The following is a 10810-nucleotide window of genomic DNA, read 5'->3' as shown; positions in this document are numbered from 1 at the left end:
CGGAATATCGAGCAGATCGGCTATCTCCGCGTAGCTTGCTTCCTGCGTGCCCGCCAAGAGGAGTGGGTCCCGCAGCCGCCGCGGGAGCGATTGAATCAGCTTTCGCACGGCCGCGTCCTTTTCCGCATCGAGTAGAAGCTGCTCGGGGGAGTGCGCGCGTGCCACATGCGCGCCGCTCGGGTGCTGTGTTGTCGCCCTTAGCCCATCCAACCCGTCGCCGGCCTCGGTGACGAGCGTGCGCATCCAGCGATGCAAACTGCGGCGACGGTCGAGCGCTTTTCGCCAGGCGATCGCCAGTAGCCAGGTCCGGAAGCGTGCCTCCCCTCGAAACGAAGCCAAGCGCCGGTAAACCATGACCCATACGTCCTGCGCCACATCGTCAGCCTCACTGCCGTCCGGGAGCGCTGCCAGGACGGCCCGATAGACCGCGCGGCTGTGTCGCTCGACCAGCGTGGCGAACGCGGCCTCGTCTCCCTGCCCGGCGTGCCCGACCAGCTCCTCGTCCGTCACGTCGGTCACACACCCTGTAGACTGGTGGAGATGCACCACGGTTGGAAAATCTGTGTCCCGTTTCCGGTTACCCGATTCCTGATTCCTGCTTTCTGACTACGATGCCGTCCCAGGACCAAATCCTCCAGAGCATTCGCGAGCGCGTGACCCACCCCGCCAATCTCCAAGAGCTCATGCAGACGCTCGACGTTCCACGAACGGAGCGCGTGCGCTTCCGACGCCAGGTCAAAGCGCTCGTCGCGAGTGGGGCTCTCATTGAGACGCGTGGCAAGCATTATGGCCTGCCGGAGCTGATGGATCTGGTGGTCGGGCGTGTCAGCGTCCATCCGCAAGGCTTCGCATTCGTGACACCCGAACACGCCATCGAGGGCCTGGCTGGCGACCTCTACATCGCTGGCATGCACGTCAACGAGGCGATGCACGGCGATCGCGTCGTCGCGCGCATCGAGCGCCACCGCGCCGATGGCCGGGCCGAAGGGCGGATTGTTCGTATCCTCGAGCGCGCGGCCTCCACGGTCGTGGGGCGCTTCGACCTCGATGCTCAGGGCCTGCAGTTCGTCATGCCATTCGACCGACGCCTGGTGATGGACATTCAGGTGCCGCGGGGCGACGAGCGGCGCGCCAAGCCTGGCGAAATGGTTGCCGTCGAGATCACGCGCTGGCCGACGCCCACCCGAAACCCGCTCGGACGGGTCGTCGAAGTGCTGGGAGACATCGATGCGCCCGGCGTCGACACGACGATCATCATTCGCAAGTGGAACATCCCGGACGAGCACGGCGCAGACGTGATTGCCGAGGCCAAGCGGCTCGGTACGACCGTCGCGCGGCGGGACATCGCCAGTCGGACCGATTTCCGGGACCTCGAGATCGTCACCATCGACGGTGAGCACGCGCGCGACTTCGACGATGCGATCTCTATCGAGAAGGGACCGAAAGGCCACTACACCCTGGGCGTGCACATTGCCGACGTGTCGCACTACGTCCGCGAGGGGAGCGCGCTCGATCAGGAAGCGGCCGCGCGCGGAACGTCTGTCTACTTTCCGGAACGGGCCGTTCACATGTTTCCCTCGGAGCTGGCCACGGGGCTGTGTAGCCTGAGGCCCAACGTCGATCGCCTCGTGCAGTCCGTCGTGATGGAGGTCGATCGGCGCGGCAAGGTGGTGGACTACTCGATTCACGATGGCGTCATCCACAGCCGTGCCCGCATGACCTATGCCGCTGTCAACGCCATCCTCACGCAGGACAAGGCGCTCAGGACCGAATACGCAGCACTCGTCCCGCGTTTCGAGCTGATGCACGAGCTGTTCGACATCCTCAACGCACGGCGCCGACGACGCGGATCGATCGACTTCGATCTACCGGAGCCTCAGGTCATCCTCGACGCGGACGGCGTGATCGAGAACATCCTTCCCGCGGAGCGGAACATCGCGCATCGGATCATCGAGGAGTTCATGTTGCTCGCCAACGAAACCGTGGCCGAACACTTGGCAGACCAGGGTGCGCCGACGCTGTTTCGCGTCCACGAGGCGCCAGATCCCCTCAAAGTCGAGGAGCTCGAGGAATTCGTCTCCACGCTCGGTTACGGTCTCGCCGTGCCTCCGCACCTCGCGCGTCCCAAGCACTTCCAGCGCCTCGTCGAGCGCGTGCGCGGCAAGCCGGAGGAGCGACCCATCGCCGCGCTCATGTTGCGCACCATGCAGAAGGCGCGCTATGACCCGGCCAACCTCGGGCACTTCGGATTGGCAGCCGAGTTCTATACGCACTTCACGTCACCCATTCGCCGTTACCCGGATCTCATCGTCCATCGGGCGCTGCGTGAGCTCCAGCACGGCGGGATGACGCCGGAGACCGCAACGGACCGCGCCGAAGAGTTACCGGAGGTGGCGCGACATTCGTCGGAGATGGAGCGCCGGGCAGACGAGGCCGAGCGCGAGCTGCTGCAGTGGAAGAAAGTGCGCTTCATGGCGGACAAGGTGGGCGATGAGTTCGATGGGTACATCACCGGCATCGCACCATTCGGATTGTTCGTCGAGCTGGTCGAGCACTTCGTCGAAGGACTGGTACACGTCTCGACGATGGCAGATGACTACTACCGATTTACCGAGCGTGCACACACGTTGCGGGGCGAGAATACAGATAAGGTCTACCGACTCGGGGATCATGTGCGCGTCCAGGTGGTGCGCGTCGACTTGGAGCGGCGACAGGTCGACCTCGGGCTGGTCGAGATCCTCGAGAGGCTTCGAGAGCAGGGGCAGAAGCGCCCTCGAGGCGAAGGGCCGAAAGGGCCGAGACGAAGCGGGAAGGCGGCTGTTCGAAGCGGGAAGAGCGGAAGGGCGCGGCGGCCTGGCAGGCGGGAGCGCGCGGCGGGCAGGGGCAGGCGAAGGTAGGTGATGAGGCACATCGTCGTCGGCACTGCGGGTCATATCGATCACGGGAAGAGCGCCTTGGTGCGCGCGCTCACGGGAACGGATCCAGACCGGCTCAAGGAGGAGAAGGCGCGCGGTATCACGATCGATCTTGGATTTGCCTCCTACGAGCGGGGTGACGTCTCCGTCGGCTTCGTGGACGTGCCTGGCCACGAGCGCTTCGTGAAGAACATGCTGGCCGGTGCAACTGGGATCGACGGCCTGCTCTTCGTCGTCGCGGCCGACGAGTCGGTCATGCCACAGACGCGCGAGCATCTGGATATCTGTCGCTTGTTGCGGGTCCCAGCCGGTGTCATCGCGCTCACGAAATGCGATCTCGTCGACCCAGAAACGCTCGAGCTCGTGCGTCTCGAGGTACGTGAGGTCGTAGCTGGGACGTTTCTCGAGAAGGCGCCCGTCATTGCGGTGTCGGCGCGTACCGGTGACGGGGTCGACGTGCTGCGCGCCGCGCTCGATGAGCTACCGCACCACGTGGGGCACCGCCGCGACGACGCCCCTGCGAGACTCCCAATCGATCGAGTCTTTTCAATCAGGGGCTTTGGTACGGTAGTGACTGGCACGCTCGTCGCTGGGACGCTGACGGTCGGTGAAGACCTCGTCGTGGCGCCGCGTGGCCGCGCTGTGAAAGTTCGTGGCCTGCAGGTGCATGGTCGGCAGGTGCCGCGCGCGAGCGTGGGACAGCGCACAGCCGTCAATCTCCAAGGCCTCGACGTGGACGAGATCGCACGGGGCGATACGCTGGCCGCCGAAGGCGCAGTGTCGGTGAGCAATCGGCTCGACGTAACGATCGAGATCGTGGAGTCGGCGCGCGCGCTGCCGCATGGCGCGCGAGTGCGGTTTCACGTGGGAACCACGGAGGTCCTCGGCCGTGTCTCGCTGGTGGGGAGCTCCAATGGCAGCCTGCCACCAGGCGGGAGGGCGTATGCGCGCATCCGACTCGAGCGGCCGATCGCAACCGTGCGGGGGGATCGCTTCGTGGCTCGCGCGTACTCGCCGCCCCTGACGATTGGGGGTGGAGCCGTGCTGGATCCGCTGCCGCCGCCGGGCGCGACGCAGAGCAAAGCGACCCGTGCGCGTTTCGTGGCCATTGATCCGGCGCGGCACACGGCAGAACGGACACCGCATGCAGCGGACGTTGCCGCGCTATGCGCAATCCTGCAGCAGGCCGGCGCGGGCGGTGTGGCGCGCGCGGCGCTGAGCTCGCGCTTTGGTCTGCCAGCGTCGGATGCCTCCGCGGTGACACGCGCGCTCGCGGATGCGGGAGAAGCCCTTCAGGTGGGCGACCGCCTCGTTGCGCAGAATGCGATCGCCGCACTCAGTCGGGCCGTTGTGGAGCTGCTCAGCCGCCATCACCAGGCGGATCCGTTGTCACAGGGGCTGCCGCGGGAGGAGGTGCGCACTCGCCTGTTTCGATACACGCCACCGGCGGTGTTCGATGAGGTCGTCGCGTCGCTGCATGCAGAGGGTCGTGTGAGCGCGACCGAGCGTCTGGCGCTCACCTCGCATCGACCGGCTCTATCCGCCGACGAGGAAGAGGCGGCCCGTCGTATCGAGGCGGCGATCGAGCCGCGCGGCCTGGCCGCCCTGACAGAAGCTGGCCTGGCTGAGGTGACAGGTCTGTCGCCGCGGGTTATCGCCCGGGCGCTGGTCTGGTTGTTGCGCGAGAAGCGGCTCGTGCGGCTGGGGGAGTTGGTCGTTCCAGCTCAGCAATTATCGCGCCTCGAGGCAGACCTGGTTGGCGTGCGCCGCGCCGCGAGCCAATCGGTACTAATTGATGTCAGCTGGTTCAAGGAGCGTTACGATCTGACCCGTAAGCATGCCATTCCGCTATTGGAGTACTTGGACCGCCAGAAAGTGACGCGACGCGTGGGCGACAAACGGGAGATTCTGTAGGGTGCCTCGGCGAAGGTGTCCCTGCCGTCGCCGAAGGAGGGCGTGGTCGTCGAACGCGCCGCGCTAGCTGTCGGCCTTCGTCTTGTCGGAGGGGTCCTCGCGAACCGAGGCCTTGAAGTTGCGAATGCCCTTCCCGAGACCGCCCATCACTTCTGGAAGCCGGCTGGCACCGAACACCAGCAGGACGATGAAGAGAATGATCAGCAGCTCCGGCAGGCCGACGGGACCGATCAGTGCAAACATGGCGACCTCCGTATGCATGTCTCGATTCTAGCACCAAGCGCCGATGGGCTGGAGAGAACCCTTGAGAGCGAGAAACTTGACGTATTGTGTCAGGTTTCGAGCTCTCGAGCGAGCGTCGGGGGGCGCGGCCGGAGGACGCGGCCCGCTAGAACCTGCGGGTCGTGTCTGATCCGAAGGGGTGGAGCGAGGAGCGTGGCGGTGGCGGTGCTGACGGCGCTGATGCTGTTGGCGGCTCCGCCCCAGCGGTCCCTGGCCCGTCAGTACACCTCCGGCGTGGAGCTCGTGGAAGTCTACGCCACGGTCGTGGACGCGAACGAGCGACCGGTGAGCGATCTCGTGCGAGATGATTTCGAGGTGCGCGAAGACGGTGTTGCACAGCGGATTGCCGCCTTCTCGACCGGAGCGTTGTCCCTGTCGGTGGCCTTGGCAGTCGATCGCTCGTTCAGTATGCGTGGCGAGCGCCTGCGCCTGGCGAAATCTGCGGCGCACCGGTTCTTGGGAGAGCTGACGCCGCGGGATCGGGTGATGCTCGTCGCGATTGGCGGCGAGGTCGAGACGATAGTGCCGTTGACGACGAACCGCGCGGCGCTGCATCGTGCAATCGAGGCGCTCGATTCGTGGGGGACGACGCCGATCTACGATGCGATTATTGCGTCGTTCGACAGCATCGAGGATGCCCCAGGCCGTCGTGCGCTCGTCGTGCTCACCGATGGCTATGAGCGCTTCAGTAAGGCCACCATCGAGGCGGCGCTCGGCCGGGCACGGCGAAGCGATGTTCTGGCCTACCCGATTGCGCTCGCGAACGGCCGGTCGCAGGTATTGGACTGGCTGGCGGAAGTCACCGGAGGCCGGTCGTTCCTCGTGAAGCGCCCCGACCGTCTCGGTCCCACGTTCGCTCAGATCGCGCGGGAGTTACGACACCAGTACTTGCTCGGCTACGTCCCTTCTCGTCACGGCTCTCCGGGCTACCGGCGCATCGAGGTCAGCGTCAAACGGAAGGAGCTGTCCGTGCGTGCGCGGACAGGGTACTACGCGCCTTGATCGGGAGTCGGGAATCGGGATTCGGGCTCGCCTCGCCGTCCGCCTTCGCGGCTTCGCCGCTTCGGCGAGACAGCCTTCGCTCGAGGCAGGGCTTGCCTAGCCGAAGCTCGCGGGAGGCGAGCGAAGGCTGGAGCGTTCGATTCGGAGGAGCTGCCAGGCGAGGCCAATCTGGAACGTCCGCAGGAGACGCCGTTTGAGGCTGCGATAGGACTGTTGGCCAGCGATGAGGTCGGACATGACCGTGCGGACACGGTTGCTCCGTTGCAACCCGTGCACGAGGAGGTGGATGAACGGTCCCGTGAACAGCCCGCGCTTCCAGCTCGACGCGTGCTCGATCTCGGGATAAATCTCGTCGGTCAGGGCGGCGCGATAACGCCGCGACTCGTCGCCTGCCGCCAGCGCTTCCGCGGCAAGCTCGCCCGAGCGTAGGGCAAAGTAGATACCCTCTCGCGTCATGGGATCAACCAGGCCCCCTGCGTCACCAACGAGCAGCCACCGGGGGCCGGACACGATCTGTCGCGCAAGGTCGGACGCGTTCAGCGAGGGGATGGGCCAGGAGTACGGCTTCAAGCGTGCCCCATCCGTGAGCCGCGCCTCCGCCATCCAGTCATTGAGAATGCGCCGCAGCGGCTCGGGGCGTGTTTCGTCCGCCTGCGCGCCGATGCCCAGGGCGAGATGGTCCGGGCGTGGAAACGACCAAATATAGCCCTGTGGCTGCGGGACGAAGCGGACGACGATTTCGCTCGCGCTGAGGCCATGCGCAAACACACCGGTCGTGAAGGAGAGCTGACCTCGGGCGAAAGGGCTCGAGAGCCGGCGCCGCACCAGGCTGTTCACACCGTCGGCGCCAATGAGGGCGTCGCTGCGATACGTGCCGCTGCTCGTGACAAGACGCGCACCATCCCGTGAGACATCAACGTCGCGAACACGCTCCGTGCGCCAGGTCGCACCGGCCTCGACGGCCGCCCGGACCAGGGCGAGGTCAAAGCTCTCGCGACTGTACACGAGCAACGAGCTGTCATCGTGACCCTGCGCCTCCAGTGCGACATTCGCGCGATGGGAGGCCGACGCCTCGAAGCGTACCCCCTCGATGACCACGGCGGACGGTCCGCGCATGCGAAGCGCCGGCGCGACGAGCGCGAGCGCGCGGCGCGTGACACCGCCGCCGCATGGCTTCTCGCGTGGGTGCGAGGCGTCGAACAAGCCAACCCGCGCCCCCCGCCGGGCGAGCTCATGGGCGGCCCAGGCGCCGGCCGGCCCTGCGCCGACGATAGCGACGTCGAAGTGTTGCATTCTGTATCAGCGCGCGACGCAAAATGGTGTCGATTGCACGCCTATGCGGGCGGTGCACGCGGCAGCCGGTGCATTCTGCCATAGATTCAGCATTCGGTTGCGCCCGCGGCGCGCGCCTCATGCCGCCCTGGCGCTGCCGGGACGAGCAAGTTGCGCTAGAGTGAGATGTGGCTCATCCCCTGATCCTGGCGCTGTTCGACGTTCCCGAGGCGGCGGTCGATGCCGCTCGAGCGATGCGTGCGCTCGGTGTGCCGGCCGACCGACTGTCGGTTGTGGCCCGTACCCACGACGATGAAGGGGACATTGCCGCGCGGGCCGGGGGCACGCCGGGCGCCGAGATCGAGGATTCGCGGCCTGCCGGTTGGCTGGGTGAGCTGGGAGCCCAACTGGTGGCGCTCGTGGCGCTCGTCTTGCCAGGCATTGGCCCCATCGTGTCGGCTGGGCCGCTCGCGGCGGAGGCAGGCGAGACCGCTGGACATCTCGCAGGTGGCCTGCATCGGGTGCTGGCGCGCGCCGGCGTGGAAGAGGCGCTGATAGATCGGTGGCAAGCGCGTGTGAGGGCGGGCGCGGTGCTATTGGGCGTCCACACGAGCGACGCGAACGTACCCGCAGTGCAACAGACGCTCATTGCGCACGGTTCCTCGGATCTCGCCCTGGCCCAATGGGACGGAGATTGATCAGCGGTATTGCTTTTGCAACGCTCTAGGCGGAGACCCGAAGTCTCGCTGGATCGTCCATAATTGAGTAAGGCTATGTCGGAGTCGCCGACCACGGGCAGAACGGTCGAACAGGTGGCGCGCTCGAGCTACGTCACCGTTCAGTTGCACGATGCTCCGCAGGCGGAGCCATCGCTGCTCGACTGGGTGCCCGCACGCTTGCGCAATGCGCTGGGCGTGTCGGTTGTGATCCACCTGATCCTCGCGGCACTGCTCGGGTGGGCGCTGATGTGGAGGCCGCCGATGCCTCGGATTCCGGCGGCGCGCGACGAGCCGGTACAGATGGTTTATCTGAACATCCCAGGGCCTGGCGGCGGCGGTGGCGGTGGCGGCAACCAGCAACAGGAGCCGCCGCGCCGGCTCGAACGGCCTGGCCCGGATGCCGTGTCGATTCCGGAGGTCAAGGAGGCGCGCCTCGAGCCCCTACGCGAAACCGAACCGCCAAAGCCAAAGCCGCCTGAGCCGCCAAAAGCGGTCTTGCCGCTGATGTCGGTTGCCTCCAGCGCGGTCGAGCTGAAGGGCGCGATCTTCGAGCCGCCCAGGGCCACGACCTCCCGGGGGTCGGGCTCCGATGGCGGAGCTGGCACGGGCGAGGGGCGCGGCTCTGGACCTGGCGAGGGTTCCGGGCTTGGCCCCGGACGTGGCGGAGGCACAGGGGGCGGTGCGTACCGGCCTGGAGCTGGGATCGATCTGCCTCGGAAGATCGTCGAAATCAAGCCTCAATACACGGCCGAGGCGATGCGGGCAAAAATTCAGGGGACCGTCTGGCTCGAGTGTATCGTCGCCACTGACGGGCACTGCACGAACATTCGCGTGACGCGCTCCCTGGACTCCGCGTTTGGTCTCGATCAGGAAGCGGTCAAAGCCGCCCAAAAGTGGCAGTTCGAGCCGGGCAAGCGGCGAAAAGACGGTGTGCCCGTGCCCGTCATCATCTCGATCGGGATGGACTTTACGCTGCGCTGACTTGCCATCGTCCTGCGCGCCCGAACCTCGAGGTTGGGCCTACACCATGAAAAAAGCCCGCGAGGGTTGTGTGTCCTCGCGGGCAAATGCACTCCGCATGGCACGTAGCGAGGGGGCTTTAGACCCCTCGCCTATGGGTCCGCTCATCACCTGGGGCCCGCGCGCTACGTGCTGGGTGTGCCTCTTTGCTTAGTACATCCCGCCCATGCCGCCTCCCGGAGGGCCGGCTGGAGCTTCCTTCTTGTCCTCGGGGATCTCCGAGACGAGCGCCTCCGTGGTCAGCAGCAGTGACGCGATGGACGAGGCGTTCTGCAGCGCCGTCCGCACCACCTTCGTCGGATCGATGACGCCCGCCTTGACGAGGTCCTCGTAGACATCAGTGGCGGCGTTGAAGCCAAAGTTCGCTTCCTTCGACTCCTTGATCTTCTGGACGACGATTGAGCCTTCCTGTCCAGCGTTCTGCGCGATCCAGCGCAGAGGATCCTCTACCGAGCGCTTGACGATGTTGATGCCGACGCGCTGGTCGTCGTTGTCGGTCTTGACGCTGTCGAGGGTTTGGCCCGCGCGCAGCAACGCGACACCACCGCCCGGCACGATGCCCTCTTCGACGGCCGCCTTCGTGGCATGCATGGCATCCTCGACGCGCGCCTTCTTCTCCTTCATCTCGGTCTCGGTGGCCGCGCCCACCTTGATGACGGCGACGCCGCCGACCAGCTTCGCAAGTCGCTCCTGGAGCTTCTCGCGGTCGTAGTCGGAGCTCGTCTCCTCGACCTGCGCGCGGATCTGCTTGACTCGACCCTCGATCGCCTGCGAGCTGCCGCCGCCCTCGATGATGGTCGTGTTGTCCTTGTCGATCGTGACTTTCTTGGCGGTGCCGAGATCCTCGACGCGGACGTTCTCGAGCTTGATCCCGAGATCCTCCGTCACGGCCTTACCGCCGGTAAGGGTCGCGATGTCCTCGAGCATGGCCTTGCGCCGATCGCCGAAGCCGGGCGCCTTGACCGCCGCGCACTGCAGCGTCCCGCGCAGCTTGTTGACGACCAGCGTCGCCAGCGCCTCGCCCTCGATGTCCTCGGCAATGATGAGAAGCGGCTTGCCCATACGGGCCACCTGCTCGAGCAGCGGCAGGAGGTCCTTCATCGAGCTGATCTTCTTCTCGTGGATGAGGATGACCGCGTTCTCGATGGCCACCTCCATGCGCTCAGGATCGGTCACGAAGTAGGGCGAGAGATAACCACGGTCGAACTGCATGCCTTCGACGACCTCGAGTGAGGTTTCCATCGACTTGGCCTCTTCGACCGTGATCACGCCGTCCTTGCCCACCTTTTCCATCGCCTCGGCGATGATCGTGCCGATCGCCTGGTCGCCATTGGCGGAGATCGTCCCCACCTGCGCGATGGCCTGGCCGCTCACGGGCTTGCTGTTCTTCTTGATCTGCTCGACGAGATGCTGCACCGCCTTCTCGATGCCGCGCTTCAACTCCATCGGGTTGGCGCCGGCCACCACGTTGCGTGCGCCCTCGCGGAAGATGCACTGTGCGAGGACGGTCGCCGTCGTCGTGCCGTCGCCGGCCACGTCGGACGTCTTGCTCGCCACTTCTCGCACCATCTGTGCGCCCATGTTCTCGAGCGAATCCTTGAGCTCGATCTCCTTGGCGACCGTCACGCCATCCTTGGTGATGGTCGGTGAGCCGAATTTCTTGTCGAGCACGACGTTACGCCCCTT

At 65.9% G+C, this 10810-nt stretch carries 9 protein-coding genes; 5 read left to right on the top strand and 4 right to left on the bottom strand.

The genetic code is table 11. The features are described 5' to 3' along the window. Positions 1-549: sigma-70 family RNA polymerase sigma factor (locus tag GEV06_26995; protein MPZ21507.1), on the bottom strand; the 549-nt coding region annotated here is incomplete at its 3' end. Between the two features lie 62 nt (positions 550-611). Here GEV06_26995 and rnr point away from each other — a divergent pair. Together rnr and selB are read left to right on the top strand one after the other, a co-directional pair. After that, positions 612-2897, top strand: a complete 2286-nt coding sequence (gene rnr, locus GEV06_26990) for a ribonuclease R (GenBank protein ID MPZ21506.1) — start codon at positions 612-614, stop codon at positions 2895-2897. Between the two features lie 3 nt (positions 2898-2900). Next, positions 2901-4829: a selenocysteine-specific translation elongation factor gene (gene selB / locus GEV06_26985; GenBank protein ID MPZ21505.1), complete on the top strand. Its 1929-nt coding sequence runs from the start codon at positions 2901-2903 to the stop codon at positions 4827-4829. A gap of 63 nt (positions 4830-4892) precedes the next feature. Here the strand turns inward: selB and tatA are convergent, their stop codons facing one another. Continuing rightward, positions 4893-5063, bottom strand: a complete 171-nt coding sequence (gene tatA / locus GEV06_26980; GenBank protein MPZ21504.1) for a twin-arginine translocase TatA/TatE family subunit — start codon at positions 5061-5063, stop codon at positions 4893-4895. Positions 5064-5084: 21 nt separating this feature from the next. Between tatA and GEV06_26975 the strand changes: the two genes are divergently transcribed. Further along, complete coding sequence (locus GEV06_26975; GenBank protein MPZ21503.1) at positions 5085-6113, top strand: VWA domain-containing protein; 1029 nt, start codon at positions 5085-5087, stop codon at positions 6111-6113. Positions 6114-6209: 96 nt separating this feature from the next. Here the strand turns inward: GEV06_26975 and GEV06_26970 are convergent, their stop codons facing one another. Further along, positions 6210-7406, bottom strand: coding sequence for a geranylgeranyl reductase family protein (locus GEV06_26970; protein MPZ21502.1), 1197 nt, complete (start codon positions 7404-7406; stop codon positions 6210-6212). A 167-nt stretch (positions 7407-7573) separates the two neighbouring features. On the opposite strand from GEV06_26970, the gene GEV06_26965 reads away from it, so the two are divergent. Beyond that, entirely contained in the window at positions 7574-8083 is a 510-nt protein-coding gene (locus GEV06_26965) for a hypothetical protein (GenBank protein ID MPZ21501.1), read from the top strand. 75 nt (positions 8084-8158) lie between these two features. After that, positions 8159-9085, top strand: coding sequence for a TonB family protein (locus GEV06_26960; protein ID MPZ21500.1), 927 nt, complete (start codon positions 8159-8161; stop codon positions 9083-9085). A 189-nt stretch (positions 9086-9274) separates the two neighbouring features. Here the strand turns inward: GEV06_26960 and groL are convergent. Next, positions 9275-10810: chaperonin GroEL (groL, locus tag GEV06_26955; GenBank protein ID MPZ21499.1), on the bottom strand; the 1536-nt coding region annotated here is incomplete at its 5' end.

This window comes from Luteitalea sp. (genome assembly GCA_009377605.1).
Lineage (GTDB): Bacteria > Acidobacteriota > Vicinamibacteria > Vicinamibacterales > Vicinamibacteraceae > WHTT01.
Note: the sequence above shows the minus strand (reverse complement) of the source record. Positions and strands in the feature narration are given on the sequence as shown.

What these genes read in the sequence shown, in the direction of transcription:
- rnr (MPZ21506.1), top strand. Translation starts at nt 612, where the DNA reads ATGCCGTCCCAGGACCAAATCCTCCAGAGCATTCGCGAGCGCGTGACC.
- selB (MPZ21505.1), top strand. Translation starts at nt 2,901, where the DNA reads ATGAGGCACATCGTCGTCGGCACTGCGGGTCATATCGATCACGGGAAG.
- GEV06_26975 (MPZ21503.1), top strand. Translation starts at nt 5,085, where the DNA reads ATGCATGTCTCGATTCTAGCACCAAGCGCCGATGGGCTGGAGAGAACC.
- GEV06_26970 (MPZ21502.1), bottom strand. Translation starts at nt 7,406, where the DNA reads ATGCAACACTTCGACGTCGCTATCGTCGGCGCAGGGCCGGCCGGCGCC.
- GEV06_26960 (MPZ21500.1), top strand. Translation starts at nt 8,159, where the DNA reads ATGTCGGAGTCGCCGACCACGGGCAGAACGGTCGAACAGGTGGCGCGC.